We start from the raw sequence: 26955 nt of genomic DNA on the forward strand, positions 1-26955 counted from the left end.
GCTCTCTCTAGAAACGATTTAATTGTTCAGGTACAAAGATTGCTGTTGGGGCAGTGCCAGGATCTGTGGTGTCTGGGTTGCGCTTTTTTCCTGTTCGACCTGTTTTTCGACTTTGGGACGGGCGTATTGAAATGCTGCATTGACCTCTCCGGTCTGTTGCAAGCCTTCAATCAGGTAGTGAGTAAACACACCGTTCTGAAGTTGATTGGATTCCCATGATTTTTCTGCGGCACTGCTGGCTGTCAGTAAGAGGGTCAGGTCTTTGCTAGCGTTGGCATCGACAGTCGTATGTTGTTTACCCAGATACTGGAGATTGGACAGGCTGGGACTTGCTGTGGCTGTCTGTTCCTCTTCGACGAACAGATCCTTGGCTCCACTGGCCATAAAGCCAGGTAGTTTGCTGAAGGCTGCACCGCTGTAGCAGGTGTCGAGGATGAACAGCAGCTGCACTCCCTTCATTGCCGAGATGAAGCTCTGGATTCGGGTGTCTGAGAGTGAGGTATAAAAGATTTGCTCGCGAGGGGTGATTACGGTGTCGTAGGTGATTACGTTCATATTGCCCTGATCATTGGGGGGGGCGCCATGAGAGCTGATAAAGACTACGACAGTGTCTCCCGGGTGAACCTTGCGTTCCAGTTGGGTCAATGCCGTATCTATGTTGCGCAGTGTGGCCTGTTCATTGAGCATTAACTGGACGTTCGCCCTGGTGAAATGCCCTCCGCGTGTTGCAACCAGATAGTTGGCAAAATCCTGAGCATCCTTGGCAGGGTAAGTCAGTTGGGGGACTTTGCTATTGGCGAAGCGTTGCACGCCAATGACTAGCCCATATTTCTGTGCGGGTGCCCGACCTGGGATGGCGCCAGGGGTATGTGAGAGATAGAGGGCTCGTTCCATGAGCTGTTTCCATTGCTCAGGGTCGATCCGGTAGTGAATGTCTTCTGGTGTGGTGGGGGCGACATGGCTGACGCCAACGATGCTCTGGGCGATCGAAAATGCTTTCTGGACTTCCCTTCGGTCTTCATAGTGACCTTTCAGAATAACGCGTCCAAGATCGTCTAGTCCGACAGTGGCTTGTGTCAGACCTTGAGTCTGGAATGCCGCCCGGATGTCATTGAGGTCTTCCGTGCTGATTCCTGCAGCACGGCAAGTTGTTATCCAGAAGATCAGCAGTAAGCAAAAAAAACGTGAGAATCGTGCCATTTCCATGACCATTGAGTATTCAGAAGGTTAGCGAATATAAAACCCGGCAGTCTTCTCGCTATGGAGGCCCATGCCATCCAGCGCCAGGGTCATGCGATAGGGACCTTTGGGGATGTCGTTGGGCATTGGCATTTTGTTGGTCAGGGTCGCACTACCTGCCCTGACGTAGTCGTTCGAGGTAACAGGTGGCATTTGCTGATAGGACAGCCGGTTCACAGGGATGTTTTTTTGTCCTACGAACAGCATTTTCCCGTCCACAATGAGTGGCTGACCATGTTCGTCGGCATAGACGCTGTGGTTGTTTGCTACGGTTGTCGTCCGGGGAATTTCCATCATGATTGATTCAGTCAAATTAATGTCTGGATGACTTGAATCAGTGGTGTTGACCCGATAGGTAAATCGGTAGACCAGCTCCTCTCCCTGCTTGATGTTGTTCACGCTGAACGCGCTGATATTCAGGCTGTTTGAGGCCGGGACGGAGGTCTGTGGGTGAAGGTCGCTGGTGGTTGTGGTTTTGTAGACTGCCGCACAATTCCGCCAGGCCAGCCAGATGCCGCCGGCTGCAGCGGCTACTCCGGCACCTGTCGCTACTTGCTGGTTTGCCCCTCCTGCATTTAACAATGTACCGATCGCTACCCCACCCAATACAGCGCCAACGGTATTGGCTGCCATACATTGTTGAAAGTTGTCGAACGCCGGTTTACCAGTGACCGGGTTATATGCGCAGGACGTCAGAAACGAAACCGCACTCACTACCACTGTCAATTGCAGGAAGGACTTGTTCATTTTATTGGTGTGACAAGGTTAGTCTGAGGGTAACTGCCTTTGCCGTCATGGAAACGGGCACAGAGCTGACCGAGTAGACAGCAGGTTTGACCGGATTCGAGGTATCTTCATAGAAAAGATCTTTGCTGCCGGTATTCAATGCAACTTTGTTCCAGGTTTCTGCACTGGCTGTACTTGGATTGAAAGGTTTTGCTTGTGGCATATCCGCCAGGGGCTGCGGCGACACGAGAATCAGAACCTCTTCATTGCCCGGTGTCGAGTCAAAACGAATCAATCCCTTGCCTGGAACGGTATAAGAGACGCCTGCTTTTACTTTTGCAGGCCTACCATCAACCGGATATAGCAGATGCATATTGCCCGAGCTGCCGGCGTTCACAACATACAAATATCCGGTCATATTGGTTTGAATGCCAAGACGTACGGCATCGCCAGATTTGAATGTGTGGGATGGCGTTTGAATCTGTTGAACGTGCCCATTGTCATCAACGACTTCAATCCAGGATTTGATGCCGAGATTGGTCGGTTTGTGGTGTTTGCTGATAACTTTATGAGGTGCGGCTTGGGCGCTGTGTTGAGCGACCTTTTGCGCATTCTGTGTGGTCGGACTGACTGTTTGAGTGGTTGGCAGGCTGGTTTTCTCGGTCGTTGCCAATTGTGGCATATCGTTCATGCCATAAAACAATGCTTTGGCGCCCGGTGAGCCATTATCCGCAGATGCCAGATGAGAAAAGCTAATTAGACTCAATGCCAAGATCACTGATTTCCGCATGGAAATATCCTCACCACTCAATTCATTTAAGAAAGTGTCCCTGTCGTTGGGGACAAAACGCTACTTATCGAAATACTATACATATTCGCAAAACATAAACAAGCTGCTGTTGCGTCTCTTTGATGCAACATAAATCCGGCTGGATGGTATGTTCATTTCGCCGGAAAATTTATCTTGATCCCTGTGTGCTTTTCGCAAAATTTGTGATTGAATTCATATGCTTGGGATTTTGTTGGCCCGACGATGATATCTAAAGACGATCGATCTCCACGATTTCAGCCGTGTCCTCACTCTTGATGCCTCCTGCCAGAGTGACGGTGGTTGTAAGGGGGGTACCGCAATACACATTTCTCATCCGTGCCACCTGCTCAACAACCACTTCGCGCAATTTAGCAGGCTCGAGCACCGTAACATTCTCGCCACCCGCCAGAATCCAGCGCAGTAGCTGCCCGCTGGACGGAATCTCTACCGTCAGCAGTGAGCCATCTCGCTCTTCCAGGGCAGTCAGTTGCTGGCTGCCGTTCAGCGGACAGTCGTAGACCAGTTGTTCGATGTAGCCACGCACTTCCAGCTTGAGTTGGATCATTTCGCCGTTGGCGAAGTCGGCACGGCCTTGTTCGATGTGTAGTCCCAGGTCGAAGTCCGGGTTGCTGCGCGCGGCAATGGGCAGGCATTCGGCGCTACAAATGCGATCCACGGCATACATGCGGTCGCCGTGCTCGTCATTTTTCATGGCGTACAAATAGATGCGCGGCCCGCGCTGGATCATGCCCAGCGGGTGCAGGACCGGGGTTGTGACTTTGTCGGTCCGGTCGCGGTAGGTCACCTTGAGGGCCTTACCGCTGGCCAGGGCGCGCAGAACGCAGCCGAGTACATCAAAGCTGAACTGGGCAGGCTGCAGGCGCAGCGAGTCCGGCAGAATGCGCAACTTGTGTTCGTCCAGTGCGGTGCCATCGTCGCGCAGTTGCAGCTTGCGCAGTACTTGGCTGAGCTGGCTGGCCGACACCATGCCGCTCAGTTCCTGCTTGAGTTGCAGCACCAGGTAGTCCCAGACTTCGGCGTCAAATTCCAGTGGTTCTTCGATGCGCTGGTAGCGCGGGGTGCCATCTTTGCTCTCCAGTACACACACCCGGCCTTCTTCGGCCATTTCCTTCAGATCGCGCTGCAGGCTGCGACGACTCAGTACTTTCATGCCGGGAGCATTGGCCAGTCGCGCTTCGATTTGCGCCACGCTCAGGCCCTGTACCTTGCCTTGGCGGTCACTGGGGAGCAATTGTTCGATGGCCTGCATGCGCAGGATGCGCTCTTGGGAGGAGGCGGACATAGGGGGTTTTTAATCTCTCACTTGCTTTTAAGGCTACTTCGGCAGTGCGACATCCTTTGTCGCATCAGGTCGTCGACCACAATGAGTTGGTGTCAAGTCATGCTTAGCGGACATGTGCTTCCTGTTCGTAGGCATAAATACTTTTTCACGGTATTTGATTCGCATAAACATATCAGATGTTTGTTGCAAACGCTTTAGAGATTTCGCAAATGTTGATCATGGCCAAGTGACGACAGATCTTGTCGCACCCACCTTGCATACTTGCGGCATGTCATGGCCAGGACCTGATGGATGTTTCCCGAAGATAAACACCGAAGTCATCACGATATGCCGTTCATCATCGCTGGCGTGGTGCTGATCGCACTGGCCTTTTCTGTGGCGGGACAGTTGCCGCGCAAAGCCCTGCTGTTCGTTGCCGCTATCCTGTTGGCCATCGGCTTACCCTGGGTGGGTGGGCCGCTGTTGCTGTATCTGATTTTCAAGCGCTGAGGCGCTGTTCCTCGGAGATGAGCATGCCGATTCCCCCGCGTCCTCGTACCTATCAGTGTCCACAGTGCCACTGGCGGCGCAGTTTTGCGCCGCAGGGTGATGTGTTGTGCCTGCCACCCTGGGTGCGGCGTTGTCCGCGCTGTGGTCATGAGGGGATGCAAAGTCGCCGCGCCGATCCGCTGTCTGCGCTCAAAGCACGACTTTGGTCCCTTCTTGGTTGAATCATGGATATGTCTGAAATCTGCTGTTTGTCTGAGTCTGCGCCCGTCTCGGTGCAGGGACGGCTGACCGAGTTGGCCCGTTTGACGCAGTTGCTGGCTGAGCGGGGTCTGGACCGGATGCCGCTGATCGAATTGCGCCGGGTGTTGCAACTGGAGGGCATCCGGCTGGCGGCGCTGGATTTGTCACCGGCAGCGCAGGCTGCGTTGCCGTTTTTGTCCCGGCTGGCGTACGGCGAGATTTGCCGGCGTCTGTTGGACTGAGGCGTTTCTTTGGGAGAGTGATGATGGATGAGGTGAGCTTGGATGACGCAGGCGTAGACGTGTTGATAGAGGGGAACGGTAGTGTGAGTGAGCTGTTCTTCCAGGCACTTCGGATGGTAGGGCAGCAGTTGCAAGCCTGCGCGGATGAGATGGACAACACTGTGTCTGACCAAGATATTGGCTAGAAAGAGAGAAAGGGGGTCAGGTCTTTCATTTTGCACGCAGCGCAAAACGAAAGACCTGACCCCCTTCAGCCCCCCCTCACCACCCCGGCGGCGGTGGCGGGGTCATCGCCCGCGGCGGCTGGCTGTGCTGGGCGCTTTCAAAGTGGCCGTAAATCGGCACTTTCTCGCCTTTGGCATACATGCACTGGGTATAAGCCTGGTCGTAGCGGTGCTGGGTGACGTGGCCGGACTGTTCGCCGGCGCCGCTGCCGGCCAGGGTACCGCCCAGCAGGCCGATGCCGGCACCGACCCCGGCGCCCTGGTGGTTGCCGCCGATCAGTGCCCCGGCGGCCGCGCCAATCAGCGTGCCGACGGCGGCGCTGGTCAGGGCGCTGTCGGTGGCGTTTTGCTGCGCCTGGCTGCCGTGGTTCTGGTATTGCGCGTACTGGCGGCAGTTCAGGTCGTCGGCCTGGAACTGGTCAAAGGTTTTGCCCTGGCCGGGCAGGGCCATGACCGAGGGGCCTTCCGGGTAGGTGGCGCAGGCGCTCAGGCTCAGTGCCAGCGGGATCAGAGCGAGGGTGATGAGGGCGGTTTTCATGGGGTGCCGACTCCTTGCGGCGGGGTAGCGGGGACGGTTTGCCAGGGCACGGTGCAGCGCGGCACATAGGGGTAGTAGCCCCTGGGCTTGGCGCAGTAGTACCAGCTGGGCGTGTTGCTGGCGGCGGGCTGGGTATTGGCCACGGGCTGTTGCTGCACATAGGCCGGTGGGGTCACCGGCACCACCACGGTGGGCGGCGGGTAGTAGTACACCGGCGGCGCGACATAGACCGGCGGGGCAACGTAGACCGGGTGGTGCCAGTAGTGGTAGCGGGGGTAGTAGCCCAGGCCGATGCCGATGTCGACATGGGCGGCCAGCGCCGGGCCGGTCAGCAGCAGGCTCAGCAGGGCCAGGCAGGGGCGGGCAAAGCGTGTCATGGTGTCACCTCGCTCATCAGTCAGGATTCGTCTGATGGCTTTATGACGCAAAGTCATTGCCCGCTTGTGTGCGATGGCGGCAAAGCGTGTGGCAATGTGTATGACAGCCGTGTTGGCAAAACACGGCCATCAATGGTGACAACAGTCATACGAACGGGGTCAGGTCTTGTATTTTGCATCAGGACGCAAAATACAAGACCTGACCCCGTGTTTGTGGGGCTTAGTCGGGCTGTGAGGCCAGGCGCTGGCGGTAGCCCTGCATGACCGACAGGGTGGATTCGTGCCAGTGCAGGCCTTTGGCGATGAGTTCTGCCCCGGGTGGGGTCAGGGCGGCGATGATATGCGCGGGCGGGTCTTCGTGCGGGGCGAGGTGGCCATCGCAGATGCGGAAGTACCAGGCTTTGGCTTCGTCAGTCAGGGTCATGGGCGCTTCTCCGGCGGGGTTTCTGCCAGATATAGCCAGCCTGGGCGGTGCTTGCAACCCGTCTGTCAGCAGGGTTATCTGCGTCGGCTAGTTCAGGAGCTTCACCGGGTCAAAGCCAATACGCATGCCGCCCCAGTGGCGCTGGCCGACGCTGACCGGCAGGACGATTTCCGAGACCACTTCGCCGGTGTCGCGGCAGAAGGTTTGCAGCAGGAAGGGGGCGGTGTTGCGTGCCGCCTTGAGGCTGACCGGGTCGTCGTAGCGGCGTTTGTCGCGGCTGTATTTCAGGTCGTGTTCCAGGTTGCCGGTTTGTGGCTGGCAGGCGTCGCTCATATAGGTGGGGGCGTAGCCGTTTTGGTCGAGCAGGCCGCAGTAGATGACGGCCGGGGTGTCGCGTACGCAGGCGTCGTAGCTGGCGCGCAGGGTCTGTTCCACGTGCTGGTCGTAGGCGGTGTGGAATTTGGCCGGCTGGCTGCCGGGGATGGGGCGGTATTGCTGGTCGAAGACCTGGATGCCCTGGGCCAGGCACTGGTTCAGGTAGGTTTGGACCTCGTCACGGGCTTTTTTGGCGCGGTTGACCATGTCGTCGAAGGGGCCTTCGCCCACCACAAAGCGCGAGACCAGTTCCTGTACCGACTCGGTGTCACTGGCCAGCGAGCTGGCGACTTGTTCGGTCTCGACCAGGCGTTCGCGGACTTCTTGTCCCAGGCTGTGGATGCGTGCGACTTCGCCGTTGATCTGGCGGTTGGCGCCGGCCAGCTGGTCGAGGGTTTGTACCATATTGTCCAGGCTGTCGGCGGTTTGCTGGAAGTCGCCGATCATGTGCGAGAACTGTTGCGAGGCGCGGCCGACCACCTCGCGGGCTTCGACGGTGCCGTGGCGGATGTCGTCGGTCTCGACTTCGGTGTTGGCGACCAGTTGCAGCATGTTGTCGATGTTGCCGGAGATTTCGTTGGAGGCGGATTTGACGCGTTCGGCCAGTTTGCGCACTTCGTCGGCCACCACGGCAAAGCCGCGGCCTTGTTCGCCGGCGCGCGCGGCTTCGATGGCGGCGTTGAGCGCCAGCAGGTTGGTCTGGTCGGAGATGTCTTTGATCAGGTCAACGATGGATTTGATGCTGGCGGAGCGGGTGCTCAGGTCTTCGACGGTGAGGTGGAAGTGGCTGACCTGTTCGCTGATGTGACTGATGCGTGCCGAGACCTGGTTGAGTTCGTCGAAGGAGGCTCTGGCCAGTTGCAGATTGGACTGGGTGGTGCTGGAGATGCCGTGGGCGTGCTGGCTCAGGTCGTCAATGCCCCGGGTGGAGCTGTCGCTGATCTGGTGGACCTGGGTGGCACTTTGCTCCTGCTGGTGGGCCAGTCGGGTGGTGGTTTGGACGTTGCGCCCGGTGCGGGCGGTGTCGACGGCCAGGCGGATGCTCATCAGCCGTACCTGGCTGATGATTTCGCGCATTTTGGTGACGAAGCGGTTATAGGACTCGGAGAGCTGGCGGATTTCGTCGTGGGTGATGGCCGGGATGTCTTGCGACAGGTCGCCCTGGCCGGCGCCGATGTCGTCGAAGATGCGGATGATCATGCGCAGTGGCCGCACGATGAGGAAGCGCAGGTACCAGATCTGGAACACGATGGCGATGAGCGAGAACAGCCAGAAGCCGGCGCTCCACCACAGCAGGGTGCTGAGTGAGCCGGCCATGCTTTGTTGGGTGGCGGCGCTGGCGCTGCCGCTTTGCAGGACCTGGCGGATGCTGTCGAGTTGCAGGTAGAGGTAGATCAGCAGGCAGAGCTGCAGCAGGCTGATGAGCAGAAAACTGCCGAGTTTGCGGCCCAGGCTGTGCCAGAAGGTGCGTTCTACCCAGTCATAGAGTTGTCTGAGCATGCCCATGTTTTTCCCTGTGATGGTGTTTATTTATGTTTTATGCCAAAAACATATCACAGCTTCCTGCTGTCCCGGTAGTCCGGTGGCAGGGTTGGGCAGGGCGGCTGTGCAGCAGGTTTGACCGAGATCAGGGGTGGTGTGACGTGCGGTGTTCAGTGTACCGGGCTGCCTTGCCGGGCGGGGGTCTCGCTGGTGTGCAGTTCGCACAGGGTGAGGGTGAAGCGCAGGTCCTGGCAGGCGTTGCGTGAGCGGGCGCTGGCGGCGAAGCGGGTGTGGAAGGCATCCATCGGGCCGTCGCTGGCCAGTTTGGCCAGGTCGTTCAGCAGGGCGTCGCGCTCCGGCATCGGGCCTTGCCGGGTGACGGTCAGGACGATCAGCCGGTCGCCGTGGTGCCAGCCGTGGTAGGTGCTGCTGTGCAGCAGCGGGTGGCTGCCACTGCCCAGGCGTTCGCTGTTGCTGGCGAGGCTGTGGCGTTGCCGGCCGTCCTGGCCGACCAGCAATACCACGTCCATGTCGCCGTTCCACAGGGTCAGGGTGTGTTGGGCGGGCTGGATGTGGCACAGCAGGAAGCGCACCGGGCGGGTATGGCCGAAGCGTTCGATGTAGTGCTGGTTGAGTCGCTGCAGCAGTTGTTCCGGTTCGAGCTGCTGGTTGATCAGCTGGTGGAAGCCTTCGATCAGGCTGTAGGCGCAGATGGCGGTGGACAGGCCGTCTTGCTGGAAGTCGGCCAGCAGCAGGTATTCATCGCCATGCCGGGTGTGGCGCAGGCTGACGACGTCGCGGCAGAAGCGGCTCTGGCTGCAGTGGTATTGCTGCAGGCGGGAGGCCTGCAGCGGGTCGTGGGCCGACAGGCGCTGGATCAGTTCGGCGGCCAGGGTTTGTTCGGATTCGTTTTCGTCGAAGTAGTCGGCCAGCCGCTTTGAGTCGGCGTTGATCTGCGGGTAGGCGCGGATGATGCGGGCAAAGACGTTGACTTTGGCCAGCAGCAGGGCGGGCTGGATGGGTTTGACCAGAAAGTCGTCGGCGCCGGCGTGGTAGCCCTCGAGGATGATTTGCGGGCTGCGCGCCTCGCCCATCAGCAGCACCGGGATCCAGTAGCGGGTGGTGCTGTCGCGCAGGTGGCTGAGCGCGGCGATGCCGCCGATGCCCGGCATGACCAGGTCCATCAGGATCAGGTCGGGGCGGTAGCGTTTGCAGAAGGCAATGGCCTCTTCGCCTGAGTGCACGTAGTGCACGTCATGACCGGCTTGTTCCAGCAGGGTGGTCAGTGTTTCGCACTGGGCCCGGCTGTCATCCGCCAGCAGGATGAAGAGTCTGCGTTTGTTGAGGTTCAAGGGTCGGCATCCACGGGGCGCAGGGGCAGGGCCATGCGCTTCTTTCAGGCTATGCAAGGAGTGTGGCCGAGGCAAGAAATATCGGTCAATGGCTTTTATCTTGGGGTATTTGACGCTTATCAAGCGGCAGCTTCGGCCAAACGCGTAACAACGGGGTCAGGTCTTGTATTTTGCATCAGGATGCAAAATACAAGACCTGACCCCGTCGGTGGAGCGACCCCGTCGGTGGACCCCGTCGGGGAGGGGTGGCTCAGACCTTGAAGGCGGCGAGGGTCTGGTTCTGGCGTTGTACCAGGGCATCCAGTTGCCGGGCGCTGTCGGCGGTCTGGCTGGCGGCGGCGCTGGATTGTTCGGCCATTTGCGCGGTTTGTTCTACGCGCATGGCGATGTTGTTGCTGGCAATGCCCTGTTGCTGAATGGCCGCCGAGATTTCGCTGATGCTGCCGGAGGCGTTGTTGACGTTCTCGCCGATATGGCCGATGGCGCTGTTGGCTTCGTCGGCGCGCGCCACGCCGGTGTCGACCAGGCCGCCGGCGGTTTCCATCTGGCTGGTGGCCTGCTTGGATTTGTCGATCATCGAGCTGATGGTGGTGGAGATGTCCAGGGTGGCGCGGGCGGTGCGTTCGGCCAGTTTGCGGACTTCGTCGGCCACCACGGCAAAGCCGCGGCCTTGTTCGCCGGCGCGTGCGGCTTCGATGGCGGCATTCAGGGCCAGCAGGTTGGTCTGGTCGGCAATGTCGCGGATGGTGCCGATGACCGAGCCGACTTGTGCGCTGTCGGCTTCCAGCTGGCGAATGCTGTCGACCGATTCTTTGACCACGCTGGAGATCTGGTGGATGTCGGTGATGGTCTGGTGGATGGTGCGCGAGCCGTTGTCGACCAGGGTGCGGGCATGTTCGGCGCCTTCGCGGGTTTCTTGTGCCTGGGCGGCGACGTGGTTGATGCTGACGGTCATTTCTTCGATGGTGGCGGCCATATTGGCGGAGGCTTCGCTCTGCGCGGTGGCGGCGGCGGAGACCTGGGTCGAGGTTTCCATCAGTTGCCGCGAGGCGGTGCCGACGTCTTTGGCGACGTCCAGCAGGGTGCGCACGCTGTTCTGCAGCTTGTCCAGCAGCTGGTTGAAGGCGCGGTTGGCCTGTCCGACTTCATCCTGGCTCTTGACCTCGGCGCGGATGCGGAAGTCGAGGGTTTCGCTGACCTGGGTCAGGTTGTGGCTGAGCTGGGCAAAGCCCTGGCTGATGGCTCGGTAGATGGTGGCGGAGAGGAAGCCGACCACCAACAGGGCCAGGCCGATGCTGAGCAGGGACAGCAGGCGCGCGAGGGAGTAGGCGTCCTGGTTGTCGCTGGCCAGCCTGGCTGCGTTGTCTGTGTTGAATTTGTAGTGATCATCCAGTGCCTTGCTCATCGCTGCGGCGACCTGGCTGGCATTGTTGAGTGTGGCGACGGCCTTGTCGTGCTGGCCGGCGCGTTCGGCGTCAATGATGCTTTGCACGATGGGGCGGTAGGCGGCCATGGCGCTCTTGACGGCCTCGAGCAGCTGGCGGTCGGTATCGTTGGAAAGGTGGTTGGCCTGGTAATCGGCGATGGCATCGTCAAATTTTTTGTTGGCGGCGTCGAAGGCGGCGATGTTCTTGTCTTTCTCGGCCTGGGTCGGCACCAGCAGCATATTGCGGATCGACACACGGATGCTGGTCAGGGCATCTTTGGCCTGGTTGATGTCATGCAGGCTGGGAAAGGTGTTGTCCATCACATACTCTAAGCGCGACTGCGACTGGCTGAGATTCCACAGGCCGAAGCTGCCGACGGCGATCAGGGCCAGCATCGCCAGGCTCAGGGTGATGAGCAGTTTTTTGGAAATGGTCATGAGAGGTCCCCGTTGGTCTTGCGTGCGCCGATGTCGTGGTCAAATTTTGCCGACGCTGCATATGATGTATAGATGGGCGCTGGCGGAATGCCAATTGGCTGATTCACTGTTTTTTACTTACTCGTCTGCCACCTTGAACAGCGCCAGGTTGCCGCGCATCTTTTCTGCCTGTGTGCTGAGTCTGGCGGCGGAGGCGGCGCTGTCGACGGCGGTGCGGGCGGTTTGTTCGGCGCTTTCGGCAATGGTGGCCACTTCGTCGGCCACTTCGTTGCTGTGGGCGGTTTGTTCGGCAATTGCCTGATCGATTTCGGCCACGACCGCCAGCACTTCGGCGGCGCTGTCGCGGATCCGTGCTACGGCATTGCCGGCATCGGCCACGTGTTCCACGCCTTGTTCCACACTGCTCACCATATCGCGCATGGCGTCGGCCACGATGCGCGAGTTTTGCTGGATGTCGCTGATCACGCCATCGATTTCGTTCGTCGACTGGGCGGTGCGGTCGGCGAGTTTGCGGACTTCGTCCGCCACCACGGCAAAGCCGCGTCCGGCCTCGCCGGCGCGTGCGGCTTCGATGGCGGCATTCAGGGCCAGTAGATTGGTTTGCTGGGCCAGTTCATTGATGACGCCGACCATGCCGGAAATGGCGTCGGTTGAGCGCTGCAGTTGGGTGATGCGTTCGGCGGCGGTGCTGACCATGGCCGAGATCATGCGGATTTCGCTGACGGTCTGGTGGATCACGCTGTCGCTGGTGTCGGCGATGTCGGAGGACTGGCGGGTCAGTTCGCTGGCCTGGCGGGCGCGTTCGGCAATGGTGGCGATGTTCTGGGCGATGAGCGCCAGTTCGCTGCGCATGTGCTGCGCGGTCTGGCTGCCGTGTTCGGCCGAGGCTTGCAGCTGGGTGGCGGAGTGTTGCATCTGTTCGGCGGCGCTGGTCACGGGCTGCAGGTCGGCGGACAGGTCTTGCAGTTTGTGTTGCAGGACGTCGAACAGCTGGTTCAGGGCGCGGATGGTGCGTTCGGCCTTGCTCTGGCCGCGGGATTCGACCCGCAGGGTGAAGTCGCGTTGTTCGGCTGCCCGCAGGATGGTGCGCTCGACGGCGCGCAGGTCGAGCAGTTCCAGATAGGCGCGGTATTGGCGGTAGAAGAACAGCAGCAGGCCCAGGTAGAGCAGCAGCATCAGGCCGGCAGCCTGCCACAGCCGGGTCTGATAGGCGGCGTGGATGGGCGCAAGCAGGCTGTCGAGCAGGGCGGGCGACAGGTAGTAGTAGAGTACCCAGGGGCTGTCGCTGTGGATGTTGAGCGTGCGGGTGTACAGGTGCGGGCCGGCGGTCTCGGGGTGTTTCAGCAGCTGGCCCATTTCCGGGTTGCGCCGGTCGTAGATGCGGATGTTGTAGGCGGCATTGACCAGGGCAAAGGGGGATAGTTGCTGCGGCATGCTCAGCCCGGCCTGACGGGCGGCTGCGCGGTCTTTGTCGGTGAGGATCAGGTAGGGGACGCCGACCAGGGCGGCTTCGTACAGATTGCTGCGCGAGATCACCGAGATGACGCCACTGAGGGTCTGGTCTCCGGCATGGTAGAAGGGCACGGAATACAGGAAGCCGTTGGCATCCAGCACGCTGCAGTTTTTGATTGAGTAGTACTGCTCGTTGTCGCAGGTGCGCATCAGGGGGGAGGCGAAGGCCGGAATGTCGTCCGGGGTCTTGAAGTCAAAGCGCGGGTAATGCTGGCGGATCAGGGCGATCTGCTGCGGGAAGTAGGCGTATTCGAAATCTTCCAGTTCTTCCGGCTTGTCCGGGTCCTTGGCCTCGCTGGCGGCCTCGGCTTCTTTTTTGCTCGGGTCCATGCGCAGGGTATCGAACATGAAGAAGGGCACCTGGCCCTTCTTGCCATCCAGTCCGTTCAGTACGGCATAGACTTCCGATACATGGGTGTTGCTGGCCAGGTTGTTGAAGATCTGCTGCACGGTGTAGAAGCCATCCGCGGAGAATCGTCCCAGCTCGACGGCGTTTTTCTGGTCGCCCTGGCGGTTTTCTCCGCTGATGGCGCGCACGCTGGGCAGCAGCGAGATGGTGCGGGCGTTCTGGTACATGGCATTGAACATGCCTTCCAGCTGGGTTTGCTTGGCGGTCAGGTCGCGGTCGAGGCGCTCGGCGATGATGGCCTGTTCTTCCGTGGCGCGGCGCTCCTGGTAGTCGCGCTGCAGCAGCCAGCTCACCAGCAGGGAGAGCAGGCCGATCAGCAGGGTGGCCAGCAGGCAGCGAACGATCAGAAAGCGCCGGGGGGTGCGGGAGCGGGCGGTCATCACGGGGGTCCTTGGTGGAAGCCTGAGTGTTCTATCTATTTGTTCTATTGTTTATTGATATTAATTCCTGATTAAATATTTGCTTGTTATTTTCATCCCGTCAGAACAGCTCGACTTTGCCGTGGGCATCGTCCTGTTCGCCTTCTTCGGTCGGGTAGCCGATGCGGAAGCCGCCCCAGTGGCGTCCCTGGATCATGATCGGCACCGACAGGTCGTGCATCACTTCGCCGGTATCGCGTTTGTAGGTCTGGATCAGCACGGTCTGTTCGTGTTTGCCGCAGCGTGAGCCGGTGCGGTCGTTGAAGATTCGTTTGCTGCGGTTGGCCTGCAGGTCTTTGTCGCGGTTGCCGGTCAGTGGGGCGCTGTAGCGGCGGTTGTGGGTCGGCACATAGCCGCGCTGGTCGGTGGCGATGGCGTAGGCGGCTTCGGGGTGGGCCGTGAGGAAGGCTTCCTGGATCGGCGGCAGCAGTTCGTCGGTCAGGCGGTCGAAGCGCGAGTGGTATTTTTGCGGCCAGGTGTCGGGGATGGGCTCGTAGTGGTCGGAGAACAGATCCTGCAGGCTGATGCGGCCGTCCTTGACCGCCTGGTTGAGCGTGGCCTCGACCTGGTCGGCGGTGGCACGGGCGGCACGGTAGTAGTGGGTATGGTTGACGTCCATGTCGTAGTCGACCATCAGCTTGAAGGCTTTTTCCCCGGGGGTGTCGCACAGGGTGACGGCATGGCCGAGCTCGGTCTGGAAGCGGCCCATCTGGGCATAGTTGTCCTGGGCCAGGCTGGCGATGCGGCTGGCGGATTCGGCCGCCGAGCTGGCGCCGCTGGCCATGGCCGAGACCTGGGCGGAGGTGTCGATGGCGTCGCTGAGAATGGTCGACAGCTGGCCGCCGATGGTTTCCGCCACACCGGAGACCTGGTTGGCTTCCTGCGCCAGGGCCTCGATGTTTTCGACCGAGGCGATGGTCTGCTGCTGTACGTTTTCGATGATGCGGGTGATGGTGGCGGAGGAGTCGCCGGCCAGGGTGGCCAGTTTGCGTACTTCATCGGCGACCACGGCAAAGCCGCGTCCGGCCTCGCCGGCGCGCGCGGCCTCGATGGCGGCGTTGAGGGCCAGCAGGTTGGTCTGGTTGGCGATCTGCTGGATGGTGGCCGAGGCGGTGAGCACGGCGCGCACCTGGTCGGCCAGCGCCTTGAGCATGTCTTCCGACTGGCGGGTCTGCTGCGCCATGCCCCCCATGCGCGTCACTACCTGGCTGAGTGCCTCGACGCCGGAGGCGGCGCGGCTGCGCGTGCGCTCGGCGGCATCGGTGGCGGTCTGGGCGCTCTGTGCGACCTGGCTGACCAACTGGTGAATGGCCAGCGACTCGTCGGAGATGGTGTTGGATTGCTGCGCCACCTGGTCGGAGTCTTGTTTCAGGAGGGTGAGGTTGTGGCAGACATGCGCCAGGCTGACGCCCATGTCGTGCAGCGTGCCCATGAAGGAGCTGGCGCGCACGCTGCCGCTCTCTGGCGCTTCCGTGCCCGGGGCAAGGGTTTCAACGGTATTGGTCTTGGTTTTGAAGGGCCACATGTATTGTTCTCGTGATGTGGGCGCGTTGGGCCAGGGTTGATCTGCACGTTGTCACCATGACGCTGCACATGCGTACAGGTCTTTTTATGTATAGAGCATTCCTGGAAACCGGGGGTCAGGTCTTGTATTTTGCGTGGCAATGCAAAATACAAGACCTGACCCCCGGTGGTGTTGCGGTTATCGGCCGGCTGGCTGGCTCAGGGTGAAGCGGCACTGGCTGGCGAGCGGGGTGCGGCATTCGAAGTAGCGCAGGCCGAACGGTCCTTGTTGTGCCTGCCAGTCGTTGAGGTCGGTCAGCATGACCGTGGGTTCGGTGTCCTGGGGTTTGTAGCGCAGGTCGACGGGGCCGTTGGCGGTGCGGTAGCTGCACTTGCCGAATTTGCCTGTCGGCCGCGCGGCGTCGGCATCATCGGGGTAGAAGGTGGCCGATTCGAAGGTCTGGATGGCGCCGGAAATGCCCGGGGCGGCGATGCCCAGCCATTCGCCGCTGCCGGCGGTGGGGGCGGTGTAGGTCGCGCCCCGTACGGTGATGCGATGGCTGTCGGGGCAGCTTTCGCTGCGTTGGGCATAGGCGGCGGCACTGCTGGCCAGCAGGCACAGTAACAGGGTTTTTTGCATGGACGATTTCCTTTTCAGCATGGCGCCGGCGCCGCTTGCTCAGGGAGTGGCAAGCGGTCGGCGTGGGGGCTAGAGGCTGGCGGCAGGGGGAAGTTCGCGGGGGCGGGCGGCCGGGGCGGGATATCAGACAATCCTGACAGGCGGGGTGCGGTCATCGAGGCCGGGCAGCGGCTTCAGCGGGGTGCCGCGGGGGCGATCATGCTGCGCTGGACGACCAGTACGCTGCCGAGCACGGTCAGCATGCCGAGCAGTGACTGTGGCGACAGCGCCTGGCCCAGCAGTACCCAGCCGAGGAGGACGGCGGTCAGCGGGCTGAGCAGGCCGAGCGAGCTGACGGCGACCGGCGACAATCGGGTGATGCCGCGGAACCACAGCCAGTAGGCGAGCAGGGCGCCGATGCTCGACAGGTAGAGGTAGGCGGCGATTTGCAGGCTGCTCAGTGTCGGCAGGGGCGGGTCGTAGTGCAGTACCAGCGGGGTCAGCATCAGGCCGCCGAGCAGCAGCTGCCAGCCGGTCAGGGCGCTGACCGGGGCGGGCAGTGCCCAGCGGCGGGTCAGGTAGGTGCCGCAGGCCATGAGCAGGGCGCCGGCTGCCGCGGCCAGCATGCCGGGGCCATCCCAGTGTGAGCCGGGGGAGAGTAGCAGGGCCGCCATGCCGAGTACGCCGAGCACGCTGGCGCCGAGGGCCAGGCGGCTGGGGGGGCGTCGTTCGCATTGCCAGATCAGAGCCATGACCAGCAAGGGCTGGCAGGCGCCGACCACGGCGGCCAGGCCGCCGGGCAGGCGATAGGCGGCGATGAACAGCAGGGGCTGGAAGGCACCGATATTCAGCGCCGACAGGATGAGCAGGCGGAGCCAGTGTCCGGGGGCGGGGCGCCAGCCGGTGGCGAGGATCAGCAGCAGGCCGGCGGGCAGGACGCGCAGCAGGGCGGCGGTGAATGGCCGGTCTGGCGGCAGCAGTTGGCTGGTGACGATGTAGGTGGTGCCCCAGATGACGGGCGGCAGGGCGGTGAGCCAGACGTCAGCCCAGCGGGGCGTGTGGTCGGTGTGGTGCATGGGCAATCCCTTTGCTTCGGCTTATAATCGTGTCGGCATAGCTTGAATTCAAGATAACAGTTGTCTTGAATTCAAGGCAAATTAATCTTGAATTCAAGATAAAGGTGCGGCATGGATGTGACAGGGCAGGGGGATGCGGTGGACCGGATTCTGGCGCAGTGGGGCCAGGAGCGGCCGGATCTGGATGTCAGTCCGATGGGGATGATCGGGCGGTTGGGACGCTGTGCTGCGCTGGTGTCGCAGCGGCTGGAGCCGGTGTTCGAGCGTTTCGGCCTGTCTGGCTGGGAGTTTGATGTGCTGGCGACCTTGCGGCGCAGCGGGGCGCCTTACAGTCTGGCGCCGACGGCTTTGTTTTCTTCGCTGATGGTGACCTCGGGCACCATGACGCACCGGCTGAAGGTGCTGGAGGGCAAGGGCTGGGTTGTGCGCGAGGCGAGCAGTGAGGATGCGCGCAGTACGCTGGTGCGGCTCAGTGCCGCGGGGCTGGCGCTGATTGACCGGGCGGTCGAGGCGCATGTGGCCAATGAGCATGCCCTGCTGGCGGGGTTGAGTGCGCGCAGTCAGGCGGGTTTGAACAAGCGGCTGGCAGAGTTGCTGGCTTTTCTGGAGCAGGCGGAATCAGGACGGCAGTGAGATGAAGACATTCCGGTGGGAAGCGGCGCAATGCACGTTGCGCTATCACGATTTGCCCGGCGCAGGCCGGCCCTTGTTGTTTGTGCATGGCCTGGGCTGTGCGGCCTCCTGTGATTATCCGCAGGTGGCGGCACAGGCGGTGCTGGCGGACCGGCGTCGTCTTTTGCCCGATCTGCCTGGTTCGGGCTTCAGTGATGCCCCGGCAGGGCTGGCTTACCGTACGACGGATCATGCCCGGGCGCTGGCGGCGCTGGTGACGTCGCTCGGGCTGGAAGCGCTGGATGTGTATGGCCACAGCATGGGCGGCGCGGTGGCGATCGAGTTGGCGAGTCTGTTGCCGGCGCAGGTGCGGCATCTGGTGTTAAGTGAGCCGAATTTCGACGCTGGCGGCGGGATGTTCAGCCGGGCGATTGCCGAGTATTCGGAGGCCGAGTATGTGGCGCGCGGCCATGAGGTGATGGTGCGGGCGGCGGCGACTGGCGGGGCCGGGACCTGGGCGGCGTCGCTGCGGCATTCGTCGCCGCTGGCGGTGCATCGTTCGGCCTGCTCGCTGGTGGCCGGGGTCGAGCCCTCCTGGCGGACGCTGCTGTTGCAGTTGCCCATGCCGCGCACGGTGATTTTTGGTGAGCTGTCGCTGCCGGATGCCGATCTGGACTGGTTGCCGGCGCATGGGGTGGCGAGTGTGGTGTTGCCACAGGCGGGGCATTCGATGGCCTGGGAGCAGCCGGCGGGTCTGGCGGCACTGATCGCGCAGTCCCTGAGTCATTGACCGGCCTGAAAGCGCGCGGCGACTGACGTGCTTGCCACATAGGCTGCGACATGGTTTTGTATATATCAGCACTTTGTGATGGATGTTTTGGGTGCCTGTGCCACGGCGGGCGGGCTGTATTAGCGCAGGCGCCGACCCCAGGTATTGGCACCCGGCCCGCAGGCCGGCGCTGAGGCGAAGTTCAGGCTGGACAATCAGTACTCATGAGGCTTTGCCCGGTTTGTTGCGCTGCAATATTCCATGGGCGTTTCCCGGGTTGTCAGCCTGATGTCTTGCGGCCTGTTACCCGGCTGCATTCATGCATTTCGGGTTTTTTGCCGGTCTTTTCGGCCGGCCCGGGGTGCATGGTCAGGGCGGGTCGGGCGTGGCATGCTGGTCTCGATGATTATTACTTCAGGACACGGACCATCATGAAAACATTGCAAATTTTCCAGACGAGCAGCGGGTTGTGGAGTGGCAAGATTCTGGGCGCCGACGGCCATGAAATCATTCGCATCGCCGGCCTCGAATCGCCGCAGGAAGTGGAATCTGCGCTGCAGGCCAACGGTTTCGAAGCTCAGCACGTTATCGTCGAGGCCTGAGCGACTCACAGTCAGAACCGGGGTCAGGTCTTTCATTTTGCATTGAACGCAATTTGAAAGACCTGACCCCGGTTTTTTGCTGTTGACGGATTAGTCGACCTCAGCCAGGGCAAACAGCATGGGGGGCGGTTGGTGGGGCAGATGCGGGTGTTGGTAAAAGCTCATGAATTTGTATGAGCTATAGAGGTTGTTCTTGCCGAAGTCCGAGTAGGCAATGAACAGGATCCATTTCTTGCCCGGTTGCCGGTTCATTTCTGCGGCGCGGGTGCTCAGATTCAGGTCGTAGAGTTTGTTGTAGTCCTCCTGGAAAGCCTGGTTGAAGCTGCGGCCGGCAAAGATACCGGCATTGGTGGCCGATTCGACTTTGGTCTCGACGTAGTACAGGTTGTTGCCATGCAGGAAGGCAATGTCCGTGCGTTGTCCGGCCACCGCCTGATAGTTGAATTCCCGGATGACCTGGCAGCCTTGCTGGCTGAGACTGTTGCAGAGGAACCAGTGGGCGATGATTTCCCATTGGGCGCCTTGTCCCACCGCATTCACCATCTGGTGCTCTTCCTGTGCGGCGATCATCAAGAATTGGTCGTGATTCATGTTGTTTCTCCTTGACTGGTTGATGGGCAACGTGTGTTGCCTTGTCAGCCTGGCGCATGCCTTGTCCTGAATCGATGTGTCTGATGGATGGGGCCGCCGTCAGGGGAAGAAGGGCCGGGGTTGTCGGTGGCTCATGCCTGCAGTCGCTCCACCAGGACGGCAGCTTCGGTGCGGTTGTGTACGCCGAGCAGGCGGAAGATGGCATAGAGGTGATTCTTGACGGTGCCCTCTGCCAGTGAGAGCTGACGACAGATCTGTTTGTTGGACGCGCCCTGGGCCAGTAGGGCCAGGATTTGTGATTGTCGCAAGGTGAGTCGTGAGTGGACCGGGGGCTGGCTGCGGGGATGGCCGGTGATGTCCGGTTCGCCTGGGGTGGCCAGTTCCATGGGGATGAAGGCCAGGCCGCTGTGGACATGCCGGATCGCCTGGTACAGGCGTTCCGGCATCATTTTTTTCGGGGCGATGCCGGCGGCGCCGTGGCGCAGCAGGCGGATGGCGTCTTCCATGTTGGCTTTGTGCACTGTGATCAGGATCGGGCAGCCGGGGTATTGCTGTTGCAGGCGTTCGATCCAGTGCTGGCAAGGGGCCTGGTCGAAGTCTTCATCCAGCAGGATGACCGATGGGGAGGCGTGGGTCTCGGTGATGGCTTCTGCTTGCTGGATGGGGGTGATGCTGAGTTCTGGGGCCAGGATGGCCATGCTGTGTATGAGTCCGGTCAGATAAAGCGGGGTGCTGTCCAGCGCCAATACCTTCATGATGTGGCTCCAATAATTATGATGAATGGGTTGTTTTAAGGGTTTTGATATTGGAGCAATGCTCAGTCATTAATACATATGACGAATGAATTATGACTTGTCGTATGAGTCGTAAGGCGCAGGCTGGTCATCCGAAGGGTGCATGGGTCCGTGTTGGCAAGCGATTTAGCTTGATAGGGCGAGATGGTTCTCGCGCTTTTAATCACTTGTTAAGGAGAACGTACCATGGATCCGAATTTTATCGGCTCGGTGTTGAATGCTTTGCCGCTGGACAAAATGATCGGGGGCCCGCTGCAGGCGATGATCACGGCGCAGGTGCAGGCCAGCAAAGCCTATGCAGATTTTCTGCTGACGGTGTGTATCCAGGAGGGCAAGGCAGTCGCCGTGCAATTCGATTACGACGAGACCATCGTTGATTCGGAGGGCAATGCCAAGGGGATTCTGCAGAAAACCATGCGTATCCCGCTGATGGCGGCGGTGGTGCACCCGATCATTTGTATCGAGGAAGGCACGATTGATTTCGAGCTGGAAATCTCGCAGAGCGAGGCGTCCAGTTCGACGACCGATGCCGAGGCTTCGCTGGAGGCCCGTATTGGCTGGGGTCCGTTCAGTGTGTCGATCAAGGGGCGTGTGTCGCACAAGTCGGAGCAGACGCGCAAGACCGATACCCGCGCCAAGTACTCGATTCACACGCTGGTCAAGCGTCAGCCGATGCCGGAAGCCCTGAGCCGTGTCATTGACTTCCTCACCGATGCTGCGACCAAGCCGGTGCTGGCGCCGTCTCAGGACGCGAGCAAGCCCAAGCCCCTGCCGGACACCCCGCAAAGTGGTCTGGTCGGCGTGAAAGAAGCCGAGCAGAAGAAGAAGGTCGGCTAAGTGACGCCCCCCCGGAACGGTGGCCCGTCCCGGGGGGCGCGGGGTACTGCCGCGCAGGCGGCGGTCCTTTCATTGGGGAGAAAGTCTATGTGGCCATTTTCCAGAAAGCGCGGTGAGGCTTCGTCGGGCGGCGGCGCCGAGCCGCCGTCCACACCGCCAGCACGCCAGGGTCCGGAGAGTCCGTCCGCCGAGTCTGCCGTCGGTCTGCAGGAAATTACCCGGGGGTTGTTGAATGCCGCTGCGGCAGCCAATCAGATGGTTGCTCATCAGTATATGCGGTTGCTGGATCAGTTTTTTGATGTTGAGGACGATGGCTCGCTCAGTGCCAAGACGGTTCAGTTGGTGCTGGATGAGCAGCACGAGATGACGGTGCCGCTGGTGACCTTGATGTCGCCCAGAGGCATGGCGATGGAGCGCATGAAGGTGAATCTGGCGGTGCGCACCGATGCGGTGGACAGTCTGCCGGCAGAGGAGGGGGCCGGGCAGGATCGCACCAGTCAGTTCCGGGTTTCGATGGCGCCGATTTCGCCGCAGGAGGCCGGTGTGCGCGATTCTCGTTTCATGAATATCGAGATTGAGTTCGTGGCGCAACAGCCTCCCGAGGGGATGATGCGACTGGTGGATGAGTACACCAACCGCGTCTTGCCGCAGGCGCTGGCAGCGAAAGGAGAGGGCGCATGAAGCTGCCGGAAAGAACGGGCGCGGCCGGGATCGGCCTGATCAAGCAGTTTGAGGGGCTGCGCCTGAGCAAATATCGCGATGCGGTCGGTTTGTGGACCATCGGTTATGGCCATCTGATTGGCCAGAGCGAGCGGTTTGATCGTCCGCTGTCGAGGGGCGAAGCGGACAGTCTGCTGCGTGCCGATTTGCGCTCGGCGGAGCGTGCGGTGCGTCAGCTGGTGCGTTATGGCGGCCTGACGCAGTCGCAGTTCGATGCGCTGGTGTCTTTTGTGTTCAATCTGGGCGCCGGCAGGCTGCGACAGTCGACGCTGTTGCGTTATCTGAATGTCGGCAATGTGCCGCATGCTGCCGAGCAGTTCATGGTGTGGGACAAGGCAGGCGGCAAGGTGTTGCCCGGGCTGACGCGCCGTCGCCATGCTGAACGCAGCCTGTTTCTGGAAGCATAGAAAGGAGAAGGGATCATGACTCATGTCTATCGTTTTGTGGCCAGCTTGCTGCTGTCGCTGTGCCTGATTTCCGGTGCCTGGGCGGAGCGCTGCCAGCAGGTGGTGGAGACACTGAACGCTTCGCTGTCAACGCCGGTGGTGAAGACGGATCAGCTGGCCGAGGTGCTGAATTCGCTTCGAACCCGCGGGGTGCTGCCCAAGCGCTATCTGAGCAAGCAGGCTGCCCGGGAGGTGTATGGCTGGCAAGACGGCCCTGTACTCTGGGAGGGTGGGTTCAGTACCTTGCGCGGCAGGATGCTGGGGGGATATGGCTTCAGGAATTCTGCCGGCCTGCTGCCCCGGGAGGTGTCCTGGCAAGTGGCTGATCTGGACTATCTGCATCTGGGTCAGCGCGGCGCCAAGCGTCTGATCTATGCCGAAGGAGAGCCGCGGCGTTACCTGACGGTGGATCACTATCGCAGCTTCGTGCTGATTCCGCCCTGCCAGGACTGAGCGACACACCATCGAAACCGGGGTCAGGTCTTGCTTTTTGCGTTCAATGCAAAAAGCAAGACCTGACCCCGGTTTTTGTTGGCGGGTTATCGCGCCTGTTTCGTCTGGACGAATTCGTCGACGGTCAGGATGGTGCCCGGCAGGCCCATGCGGGTGGAGAGCTGGGTGACATGCGGTGGTTCGAGGTGGGACTGCTGCAGGATGGTGTCCTGGCCGTACACTTCGCGGGTGGTGCCGTCGAGCAGGACTTTGCCCTGGGCGAAGACCAGGGTGCGCTCGAAGGTTTCGGCCACGAAGTCCATGTCGTGGATGATGGTGAGTACCAGTTTGCCCTGGGCGACCAGCTGGCGAATGATGGCCTTGATGCGTTCCTTGCCGGCATGGTCCTGGGCGATGGTCGGTTCATCGAAGATGATGATGTCGGTGTTCATGGCCACGATCGAGGCGATGCTGATCAGTTTGCGCTCGGACAGGCTGAGGTCGTAGGGGTTGTCGGCGACCTTGTCTTCGAGGCCGACCAGCTGCAGGGCGCGTTCGGCGCTGTCGCGGGCTTCCTGCGGGCTCTGGCCGATGTTGAGCGGGCCGAACATGACTTCGTCGATGACCTTGTTTTTGAAGATCTGGTCGTTGGGGTTCTGGAACACCAGGCCGATGTGGCGCGCCAGGCCGGCCACGGTGGCTTCGCGGGTGTTGATGCCGTTGATCAGCACGTCGCCGCTCACTGGTTTGAGCAGGCCCTTGAGTAGTTTGACGAAGGTGGTCTTGCCGGCGCCGTTCTGGCCGATGATGGCCGTGGAGCGCTGGTCGAAGCTCAGCGTGATGTCGTTGAGGATGTTTTCGCCGGCGGTGTAGTGAAACACCAGGTTGCGGATTTCGATCTTATTCATGCAGGTTCACCACTTGCTCGTAGGCGTCGTCCAGGGTCATGGGGTAGAGCCCGGTCTGCGGGTGGCGCAGGCCCAGTCCGCGGCAGATCTGGGCAAAGACCGGCGCGGCAATGCCATAGTCGGCCAGATCGTCGCGCGAGAACACGCGCTCCGGGGTGTCGAAGTCGATCAGGCGGCCCTGGTCGAGCAGCATGACGCGGTCGGAGTAGCGGGCGATTTTTTCCATCTTGTGTTCGACCATCAGCACGGTCATGCCGCGGCGGCTGAGGGCCTGGATGGCCTGGAACACTTCTTCCGAGCCTTGCGGGTCGAGCTGCGAGGTCGGTTCGTCCAGAATGATGATGTCCGGTTCCATGGCGATGATGCTGGCAATGGCCATGCGTTGCATCTGGCCGCCGGACAGGTCGAAGGGGTTGCGTTTGCCGAAGCGCGTGATGCCCAGCAGGGCCATGGCATTGTCAATGCGTTCCGGCATGGCTTCGCGTGGCACGCCGAGGTTTTCCAGGCCGAAGGCCAGTTCCTCGTAGACGGTCATTTTCGAGCCGCTGACCTGGGTGAAGGGGTTCTGGAAGACCAGACCGACCTTGCGCGCCAGTTCGCTGATCTCGGTGTCTTCGACCTTGAGGCCGTCGACGGTGACGCTGCCGCCATAGGCGCCCTTGTAGAAGTGCGGCACCAGGCCGGTCAGTGCCTGGCACAGGGTGGATTTGCCGGCGAGGTTGCGGCCGACGATGCCGATGAACTCGCCCTTGTTGATCTCGAACGAGATGTCGTTGAGGGCCAGCTCCTGGGTCAGCGGGTAGCGGTATTTCAGGCCTTCGACCACGATTTTTTTCATGCCATCACCCTCCAGACGATGGCGGCCAGCATGGCGAGCACCAGTCCGATCTTCAGCAGGCGGTCGACGCCGCTGCGCTGTTCTTCATTGAGAAAGGTTTTTTGCGCCCGCGAGCTGAAGGCCCGGACTTCCAGGGCCAGCGAGCGTTCGCGCGTGCTGATCAGCGAGTTCATGACCACCGGGCCGATCAGCGGCAGGAAGGCCTTGATGCGGACCAGCAGGCTGCCTTCGGTTTCCATGCCGCGCGAGCGTTGGGCATCGGTGATGGTCTCCATGGTGGCGGTCATCTGCGGGATGATTTGCAGCACGGAGGACAGGACATAGCCGAGGTGGGGCGACAGACCTTGCCGTACCAGGGATTCGATCAGGTCGGAGGGGCGCGTGGTCAGTACCAGGATGGCAAAGGCGCACAGGATGTTGACTACCCGGATACAGATGGCGGCCGAGAACAGCAGGCCTTCGCGGTAGAAGTGCATGCCGGCGAAGGTGAATTGCAGTTCGCGGTTCTCCGAGTGGAACATCCCCTGGATGATGACCACCGAGATCAGCACCAGCATGCTGAAGCCGATGAGCGGGATGACCTTGCGCATGACGCGGGCCTGCAGCAGGAGCAGCAGGCTGATGGCCAGCATGACCAGTCCGGGACGGAAGCCCGGCAGGATCGCCGGGATCAGGATGGCCGCCAGGATGTAGATCAGCTTGGTGATCGAATCTACCTTGTGGACGAAGGTCCCGTGGTCCTGGTAAAGGCTGAGTGCTTTCAAGATAGTCGCCCCCCGGGCTAGTTAGAGCTTTTCGGTCTGGCTGTCGTGACGGAACAGGATGGTCAGTTTTTGCGGCAGACCCTTGAAGATCCCGTAGGCCACCATCACCGTGGCGATCTTGTCCGGTACGTCGACGATGAATTCATCCACCGCAGAGGCCATCCATACCGGGAAGTGATGGGCCACCATCGAGGCATAGACCAGGTCGCCCCAGACGTTGCCGGTCTGGCCGCCCCAGAAGGCAATGTTGATCGGGGTGGAGATCACGGTGGCGACCACGGCGGCGACCAGGCCGACGACGATGGTGCTGCCGATGTTCTTGATGCGTCCCTTGTGGGCCATGACGCCGACGGCCAGACCGATACCGATGCTGGTGAGGGCGTAGATGAACGAGATCGGATCCATGGTCAGGCCATAGATGATGTTATTGATGGCGCCGCAGATGGCGCCGACCACCGGGCCGGCCAGCATGGCGGCCAGTACGGTGCCGATGGCGTCCAGCCAGAGTGGCAGTTTAAGCAGGCCGGCAAACAGTTTGCCGATGTAGTTGATGCCGACCGCTGCCGGGATCAGTACCAGCGCGGATGTTGAGAGTTTGAGGCTCCACATGCTGTTTTTCATTCGAGGTCTCCTGTGTGTGTGGCTTGCCCGTGCCAGGCACGGACGGTCGTTGCTCAGTGTGCCGCCAGGCTGGCAATGGCCTCCAGCGTGGTGAGGATTTCATTGCGTTCGCCCTGGGCGGTGCGGCCTTCGCCATCGACATAGTCGTTGATGCCGGCCTCGATATTGTCTTGTTGTTCGACTACCACGTTCAGGATGGAGGCGGCGCGCAGGCCGCGCAGACGCGCGATGACCAGCAGGGCCGAGGTTTCCATGTCGGCGGCCAGGACGCCGTGCTGGCGCCAGTGTTCGCGCGAGCGGTCTTCGTGGTCGGTGTAGAAGCTGTCGTGGCTGTGGATCAGGCCGCAGTGGCTGGTGAAGCCCTGGCGGCGGGCGCTGTCGAGCATGGCTTGCAGCAGCGTGGTGTCGGGGACGGCGGGGAAGTTGTCGCTGATATAGGCACGCGAGGCACCGTCATCGCGCACGGCGCCGCAGGCAATCACCAGGTCGCCCAGGCGCATGTCGGGCTGCAGGGCACCACAGCTGCCGATGCGGATCAGGGTATGCACGCCGATCTGGCGCAGTTCTTCGACGGCGATGCCGGCCGAGGCGCCGCCGATGCCGGTGGAGACGACCATCACCGGTACGCCTTTGTAAGTCCCGCGGCAGCTTTTGTATTCGCGGTTAAAGGCGATGTCCACCGGGTTGTCGAGAAACGCCTTGACCCGCTCGACCCGCTGGGGGTCGCCCGGCAGGATGGCATAGGGGGCGGCGTCTTCGCGCCCGCAGCGGATATGTGGCTGTTTCGTGTCCGACAT

31 protein-coding genes are annotated in these 26955 nt (G+C 61.1%); 10 read left to right on the forward strand and 21 right to left on the reverse strand.

From position 1 onward, the window contains the following. Positions 1-18: 18 nt before the first annotated feature. The 4 genes from AACH39_RS12690 to AACH39_RS12705 all read right to left on the reverse strand — a co-directional run bounded on the left by AACH39_RS12690 (position 19) and on the right by AACH39_RS12705 (position 4079). Positions 19-1212, reverse strand: a complete 1194-nt coding sequence (locus AACH39_RS12690; protein WP_338620222.1) for a caspase family protein — start codon at positions 1210-1212, stop codon at positions 19-21. Between the two features lie 15 nt (positions 1213-1227). Then, entirely contained in the window at positions 1228-1986 is a 759-nt protein-coding gene (locus tag AACH39_RS12695) for a hypothetical protein (protein ID WP_338620223.1), read from the reverse strand. Position 1987: 1 nt separating this feature from the next. Continuing rightward, positions 1988-2755, reverse strand: a complete 768-nt coding sequence (locus AACH39_RS12700; RefSeq protein ID WP_338620224.1) for a DUF4384 domain-containing protein — start codon at positions 2753-2755, stop codon at positions 1988-1990. Positions 2756-3005: 250 nt separating this feature from the next. Then, complete coding sequence (locus AACH39_RS12705) at positions 3006-4079, reverse strand: WYL domain-containing protein (protein ID WP_338620226.1); 1074 nt, start codon at positions 4077-4079, stop codon at positions 3006-3008. 291 nt (positions 4080-4370) lie between these two features. Between AACH39_RS12705 and AACH39_RS12710 the strand changes: the two genes are divergently transcribed. Genes AACH39_RS12710 through AACH39_RS12720 form a run of 3 tightly spaced genes read left to right on the forward strand, consistent with a single transcriptional unit; the run spans position 4371 to position 5050 of the window. After that, positions 4371-4568 (forward strand): hypothetical protein, encoded by a 198-nt coding sequence (locus AACH39_RS12710; RefSeq protein WP_338620228.1) that lies wholly within the window; start codon positions 4371-4373, stop codon positions 4566-4568. 23 nt (positions 4569-4591) lie between these two features. Beyond that, positions 4592-4789: a hypothetical protein gene (locus AACH39_RS12715; protein WP_338620230.1), complete on the forward strand. Its 198-nt coding sequence runs from the start codon at positions 4592-4594 to the stop codon at positions 4787-4789. Between the two features lie 3 nt (positions 4790-4792). Further along, the gene (locus AACH39_RS12720; RefSeq protein ID WP_338620232.1) at positions 4793-5050 is read left to right on the forward strand and encodes a hypothetical protein; all 258 of its coding nucleotides are present in this window, start codon (positions 4793-4795) and stop codon (positions 5048-5050) included. Between the two features lie 261 nt (positions 5051-5311). Here AACH39_RS12720 and AACH39_RS12725 read toward each other — a convergent pair whose 3' ends face one another. The 10 genes from AACH39_RS12725 to AACH39_RS12770 form a co-directional block, all read right to left on the reverse strand. Then, the gene (locus AACH39_RS12725) at positions 5312-5812 is read right to left on the reverse strand and encodes a YMGG-like glycine zipper-containing protein (RefSeq protein ID WP_338620234.1); all 501 of its coding nucleotides are present in this window, start codon (positions 5810-5812) and stop codon (positions 5312-5314) included. Next, entirely contained in the window at positions 5809-6189 is a 381-nt protein-coding gene (locus tag AACH39_RS12730; RefSeq protein WP_338620236.1) for a hypothetical protein, read from the reverse strand. The genes AACH39_RS12725 and AACH39_RS12730 overlap by 4 nt, the downstream gene beginning before the upstream one ends. 220 nt (positions 6190-6409) lie before the next feature. After that, positions 6410-6613 carry a hypothetical protein gene (locus AACH39_RS12735; RefSeq protein WP_338620237.1) on the reverse strand — a complete coding sequence of 68 codons (204 nt, stop codon included), beginning with the start codon at positions 6611-6613 and terminating at the stop codon, positions 6410-6412. Between the two features lie 87 nt (positions 6614-6700). Beyond that, positions 6701-8488: a methyl-accepting chemotaxis protein gene (locus AACH39_RS12740; RefSeq protein WP_338620239.1), complete on the reverse strand. Its 1788-nt coding sequence runs from the start codon at positions 8486-8488 to the stop codon at positions 6701-6703. 152 nt (positions 8489-8640) lie between these two features. Next, positions 8641-9822, reverse strand: a complete 1182-nt coding sequence (locus AACH39_RS12745; RefSeq protein WP_338620240.1) for a response regulator — start codon at positions 9820-9822, stop codon at positions 8641-8643. 250 nt (positions 9823-10072) lie between these two features. Beyond that, complete coding sequence (locus AACH39_RS12750) at positions 10073-11686, reverse strand: methyl-accepting chemotaxis protein (protein WP_338620241.1); 1614 nt, start codon at positions 11684-11686, stop codon at positions 10073-10075. 117 nt (positions 11687-11803) lie between these two features. Continuing rightward, complete coding sequence (locus tag AACH39_RS12755) at positions 11804-13987, reverse strand: methyl-accepting chemotaxis protein (protein ID WP_338620242.1); 2184 nt, start codon at positions 13985-13987, stop codon at positions 11804-11806. A gap of 100 nt (positions 13988-14087) precedes the next feature. Next, positions 14088-15551, reverse strand: a complete 1464-nt coding sequence (locus AACH39_RS12760) for a methyl-accepting chemotaxis protein (RefSeq protein WP_338620244.1) — start codon at positions 15549-15551, stop codon at positions 14088-14090. A 177-nt stretch (positions 15552-15728) separates the two neighbouring features. After that, entirely contained in the window at positions 15729-16169 is a 441-nt protein-coding gene (locus AACH39_RS12765) for a DUF3757 domain-containing protein (RefSeq protein ID WP_215779081.1), read from the reverse strand. A 173-nt stretch (positions 16170-16342) separates the two neighbouring features. Continuing rightward, positions 16343-17224, reverse strand: a complete 882-nt coding sequence (locus AACH39_RS12770) for an EamA family transporter (protein ID WP_338620246.1) — start codon at positions 17222-17224, stop codon at positions 16343-16345. Positions 17225-17335: 111 nt separating this feature from the next. On the opposite strand from AACH39_RS12770, the gene AACH39_RS12775 reads away from it, so the two are divergent. From AACH39_RS12775 to AACH39_RS12785, 3 genes are all read left to right on the forward strand, one after another. After that, positions 17336-17857 carry a MarR family transcriptional regulator gene (locus AACH39_RS12775; RefSeq protein WP_338620248.1) on the forward strand — a complete coding sequence of 174 codons (522 nt, stop codon included), beginning with the start codon at positions 17336-17338 and terminating at the stop codon, positions 17855-17857. A 1-nt stretch (position 17858) separates the two neighbouring features. Beyond that, on the forward strand, positions 17859-18626 hold the full coding sequence (locus AACH39_RS12780) for an alpha/beta hydrolase (protein ID WP_338620250.1): 768 nt from the start codon (positions 17859-17861) through the stop codon (positions 18624-18626). A gap of 410 nt (positions 18627-19036) precedes the next feature. After that, positions 19037-19207 carry a hypothetical protein gene (locus AACH39_RS12785; RefSeq protein WP_215779067.1) on the forward strand — a complete coding sequence of 57 codons (171 nt, stop codon included), beginning with the start codon at positions 19037-19039 and terminating at the stop codon, positions 19205-19207. 90 nt (positions 19208-19297) lie between these two features. Here AACH39_RS12785 and AACH39_RS12790 read toward each other — a convergent pair whose 3' ends face one another. Together AACH39_RS12790 and AACH39_RS12795 are read right to left on the reverse strand one after the other, a co-directional pair. Further along, positions 19298-19798, reverse strand: coding sequence for a hypothetical protein (locus AACH39_RS12790; RefSeq protein WP_338620253.1), 501 nt, complete (start codon positions 19796-19798; stop codon positions 19298-19300). A gap of 131 nt (positions 19799-19929) precedes the next feature. Continuing rightward, entirely contained in the window at positions 19930-20553 is a 624-nt protein-coding gene (locus AACH39_RS12795; RefSeq protein WP_338620255.1) for a response regulator transcription factor, read from the reverse strand. 225 nt (positions 20554-20778) lie between these two features. On the opposite strand from AACH39_RS12795, the gene AACH39_RS12800 reads away from it, so the two are divergent. The 4 genes from AACH39_RS12800 (at position 20779) to AACH39_RS12815 (ending at position 23048) form a co-directional block, all read left to right on the forward strand. Continuing rightward, positions 20779-21429, forward strand: coding sequence for a DUF2589 domain-containing protein (locus tag AACH39_RS12800; protein ID WP_215779058.1), 651 nt, complete (start codon positions 20779-20781; stop codon positions 21427-21429). An 87-nt stretch (positions 21430-21516) separates the two neighbouring features. After that, positions 21517-22110, forward strand: coding sequence for a DUF2589 domain-containing protein (locus AACH39_RS12805; RefSeq protein WP_215779055.1), 594 nt, complete (start codon positions 21517-21519; stop codon positions 22108-22110). Next, positions 22107-22556 (forward strand): lysozyme, encoded by a 450-nt coding sequence (locus tag AACH39_RS12810; RefSeq protein WP_215779052.1) that lies wholly within the window; start codon positions 22107-22109, stop codon positions 22554-22556. Before AACH39_RS12805 ends, AACH39_RS12810 begins: the two co-directional genes overlap by 4 nt. Before the next feature lie 15 nt (positions 22557-22571). After that, positions 22572-23048, forward strand: a complete 477-nt coding sequence (locus AACH39_RS12815; RefSeq protein ID WP_215779050.1) for a ribonuclease domain-containing protein — start codon at positions 22572-22574, stop codon at positions 23046-23048. A gap of 86 nt (positions 23049-23134) precedes the next feature. Here the strand turns inward: AACH39_RS12815 and AACH39_RS12820 are convergent, their stop codons facing one another. The 5 genes from AACH39_RS12820 to AACH39_RS12840 are packed head-to-tail and all read right to left on the reverse strand — an operon-like array spanning position 23135 to position 26955. Beyond that, on the reverse strand, positions 23135-23935 hold the full coding sequence (locus AACH39_RS12820; RefSeq protein ID WP_215779045.1) for an ABC transporter ATP-binding protein: 801 nt from the start codon (positions 23933-23935) through the stop codon (positions 23135-23137). Next, the gene (locus tag AACH39_RS12825) at positions 23928-24773 is read right to left on the reverse strand and encodes an ABC transporter ATP-binding protein (protein ID WP_215779043.1); all 846 of its coding nucleotides are present in this window, start codon (positions 24771-24773) and stop codon (positions 23928-23930) included. Before AACH39_RS12825 ends, AACH39_RS12820 begins: the two co-directional genes overlap by 8 nt. Beyond that, on the reverse strand, positions 24770-25537 hold the full coding sequence (locus tag AACH39_RS12830; protein ID WP_338620257.1) for an energy-coupling factor transporter transmembrane component T: 768 nt from the start codon (positions 25535-25537) through the stop codon (positions 24770-24772). Before AACH39_RS12830 ends, AACH39_RS12825 begins: the two co-directional genes overlap by 4 nt. A gap of 21 nt (positions 25538-25558) precedes the next feature. Beyond that, positions 25559-26158 carry an ECF transporter S component gene (locus AACH39_RS12835; RefSeq protein WP_215779039.1) on the reverse strand — a complete coding sequence of 200 codons (600 nt, stop codon included), beginning with the start codon at positions 26156-26158 and terminating at the stop codon, positions 25559-25561. A gap of 53 nt (positions 26159-26211) precedes the next feature. Then, positions 26212-26955 carry a nucleoside phosphorylase gene (locus AACH39_RS12840; protein WP_215779037.1) on the reverse strand — a complete coding sequence of 248 codons (744 nt, stop codon included), beginning with the start codon at positions 26953-26955 and terminating at the stop codon, positions 26212-26214.

The sequence above is a fragment of the Paludibacterium flexuosum genome (assembly GCF_037076605.1).
GTDB lineage: Bacteria > Pseudomonadota > Gammaproteobacteria > Burkholderiales > Chromobacteriaceae > Paludibacterium.

Bases quoted from the DNA above. Each gene is read 5' to 3' on its own strand.
- AACH39_RS12785 (WP_215779067.1), top strand. From the start codon at position 19,037: ATGAAAACATTGCAAATTTTCCAGACGAGCAGCGGGTTGTGGAGTGGC.
- AACH39_RS12715 (WP_338620230.1), top strand. From the start codon at position 4,592: ATGCCGATTCCCCCGCGTCCTCGTACCTATCAGTGTCCACAGTGCCAC.
- AACH39_RS12770 (WP_338620246.1), bottom strand. From the start codon at position 17,224: ATGCACCACACCGACCACACGCCCCGCTGGGCTGACGTCTGGCTCACC.
- AACH39_RS12795 (WP_338620255.1), bottom strand. From the start codon at position 20,553: ATGAAGGTATTGGCGCTGGACAGCACCCCGCTTTATCTGACCGGACTC.
- AACH39_RS12720 (WP_338620232.1), top strand. From the start codon at position 4,793: ATGGATATGTCTGAAATCTGCTGTTTGTCTGAGTCTGCGCCCGTCTCG.
- AACH39_RS12810 (WP_215779052.1), top strand. From the start codon at position 22,107: ATGAAGCTGCCGGAAAGAACGGGCGCGGCCGGGATCGGCCTGATCAAG.
- AACH39_RS12805 (WP_215779055.1), top strand. From the start codon at position 21,517: ATGTGGCCATTTTCCAGAAAGCGCGGTGAGGCTTCGTCGGGCGGCGGC.
- AACH39_RS12755 (WP_338620242.1), bottom strand. From the start codon at position 13,987: ATGACCGCCCGCTCCCGCACCCCCCGGCGCTTTCTGATCGTTCGCTGC.
- AACH39_RS12740 (WP_338620239.1), bottom strand. From the start codon at position 8,488: ATGCTCAGACAACTCTATGACTGGGTAGAACGCACCTTCTGGCACAGC.
- AACH39_RS12700 (WP_338620224.1), bottom strand. From the start codon at position 2,755: ATGCGGAAATCAGTGATCTTGGCATTGAGTCTAATTAGCTTTTCTCAT.
- AACH39_RS12780 (WP_338620250.1), top strand. From the start codon at position 17,859: ATGAAGACATTCCGGTGGGAAGCGGCGCAATGCACGTTGCGCTATCAC.
- AACH39_RS12840 (WP_215779037.1), bottom strand. From the start codon at position 26,955: ATGTCGGACACGAAACAGCCACATATCCGCTGCGGGCGCGAAGACGCC.
- AACH39_RS12735 (WP_338620237.1), bottom strand. From the start codon at position 6,613: ATGACCCTGACTGACGAAGCCAAAGCCTGGTACTTCCGCATCTGCGAT.
- AACH39_RS12690 (WP_338620222.1), bottom strand. From the start codon at position 1,212: ATGGTCATGGAAATGGCACGATTCTCACGTTTTTTTTGCTTACTGCTG.
- AACH39_RS12800 (WP_215779058.1), top strand. From the start codon at position 20,779: ATGGATCCGAATTTTATCGGCTCGGTGTTGAATGCTTTGCCGCTGGAC.
- AACH39_RS12790 (WP_338620253.1), bottom strand. From the start codon at position 19,798: ATGAATCACGACCAATTCTTGATGATCGCCGCACAGGAAGAGCACCAG.
- AACH39_RS12725 (WP_338620234.1), bottom strand. From the start codon at position 5,812: ATGAAAACCGCCCTCATCACCCTCGCTCTGATCCCGCTGGCACTGAGC.
- AACH39_RS12775 (WP_338620248.1), top strand. From the start codon at position 17,336: ATGGATGTGACAGGGCAGGGGGATGCGGTGGACCGGATTCTGGCGCAG.
- AACH39_RS12825 (WP_215779043.1), bottom strand. From the start codon at position 24,773: ATGAAAAAAATCGTGGTCGAAGGCCTGAAATACCGCTACCCGCTGACC.
- AACH39_RS12730 (WP_338620236.1), bottom strand. From the start codon at position 6,189: ATGACACGCTTTGCCCGCCCCTGCCTGGCCCTGCTGAGCCTGCTGCTG.
- AACH39_RS12705 (WP_338620226.1), bottom strand. From the start codon at position 4,079: ATGTCCGCCTCCTCCCAAGAGCGCATCCTGCGCATGCAGGCCATCGAA.
- AACH39_RS12765 (WP_215779081.1), bottom strand. From the start codon at position 16,169: ATGCAAAAAACCCTGTTACTGTGCCTGCTGGCCAGCAGTGCCGCCGCC.
- AACH39_RS12760 (WP_338620244.1), bottom strand. From the start codon at position 15,551: ATGTGGCCCTTCAAAACCAAGACCAATACCGTTGAAACCCTTGCCCCG.
- AACH39_RS12835 (WP_215779039.1), bottom strand. From the start codon at position 26,158: ATGAAAAACAGCATGTGGAGCCTCAAACTCTCAACATCCGCGCTGGTA.
- AACH39_RS12750 (WP_338620241.1), bottom strand. From the start codon at position 11,686: ATGACCATTTCCAAAAAACTGCTCATCACCCTGAGCCTGGCGATGCTG.
- AACH39_RS12695 (WP_338620223.1), bottom strand. From the start codon at position 1,986: ATGAACAAGTCCTTCCTGCAATTGACAGTGGTAGTGAGTGCGGTTTCG.
- AACH39_RS12710 (WP_338620228.1), top strand. From the start codon at position 4,371: ATGTTTCCCGAAGATAAACACCGAAGTCATCACGATATGCCGTTCATC.
- AACH39_RS12820 (WP_215779045.1), bottom strand. From the start codon at position 23,935: ATGAATAAGATCGAAATCCGCAACCTGGTGTTTCACTACACCGCCGGC.
- AACH39_RS12815 (WP_215779050.1), top strand. From the start codon at position 22,572: ATGACTCATGTCTATCGTTTTGTGGCCAGCTTGCTGCTGTCGCTGTGC.